This is a genomic window from Pseudomonas sp. EGD-AK9 (assembly GCF_000465935.2).
GTDB lineage: Bacteria > Pseudomonadota > Gammaproteobacteria > Pseudomonadales > Pseudomonadaceae > Aquipseudomonas.
This window is the reverse complement of the sequence record NZ_AVOF01000704.1, coordinates 1-836: the sequence shown is the minus strand read 5'-3', so window position 1 is coordinate 836 and position 836 is coordinate 1. Positions and strand designations below refer to the sequence as shown.

The 836-nt window shown below is 73.1% G+C and carries 1 protein-coding gene; it reads right to left on the bottom strand.

Annotation, left to right across the window (positions count from 1 at the left end):
- On the bottom strand, window positions 1-836 hold an 836-nt coding region (locus N878_RS23070; RefSeq protein WP_021445865.1), incomplete at both ends, for a molybdopterin-dependent oxidoreductase.

The following is an 836-nucleotide window of genomic DNA, read 5'->3' as shown; positions in this document are numbered from 1 at the left end:
CCATGCGCGCCTGGATCGGCGCGGCCAGGGCGCTGGTTTCCTCGCTGCCGAACAGCTGCTGGCGCGCCACCAGCCGCCAGCAGCCGGGTTCGGCGACGAAGGCCGGCGGAATGTCGTGGCACCAGTCCAGGCGCGCGCCGGAAGGTTCCAGCAGGCGCACGCCGGGGTCGCCGGCGCGCAGGTGGCCGCCCACTTCGTCCTGGAACTTGTTCCAGGCCTGCGGCGAGTTCCACCCCGGCGCCCAGGCGAAGGCCACCTGCTGGCGCGGCTCGGTGCTGCCGGCGTAGCCCTCCATGGAGAAGGCGAAGGCGCTGTCGATGTCCTGCGGCGCGCGCGGCTCGTGCACGCTCTGGTTGGCGCGCATGGCGGTGCGGCCGCTGTAGCGGTGCGGCTCGCGCGCCAGCTTGAGGCCCTTGATGCGAAATGCCGCCGACGGCGCCGCCTCAACTATGCCGGCCAGCGTCGGAATCGCCTCGGCGCAGGCGGCGGTGACCTGATCCAGCTGGGTCCAGTCCACCGCGCGGCCGTCGCGGGTGCAGTGCAGGGCGTGCAGCCAGCGCCAGCCCTCGCGGATCAGGCAGTCGGCATCGTAGTAGCTCGGCTCGAACACCTGGAAGAAGCGCTGGGCGCGGCCCTCCTGATTGACCAGGGTGCCGTCGCCCTCGGCGAAGCTGGCGGCCGGCAGCAGCAGGTCGGCGCAGGCGGCGGTGGCGCCGTGCTGGTGATCGAGCACCAGCAGGCTGTCGACCGCCTGCAGCGCGGCCTCGACCACGGCATGGTTGGCGCGGCGGTACAGGTCGTTCTCCAGCACCACGGCGGCCTCGGCCTTGCCGTCG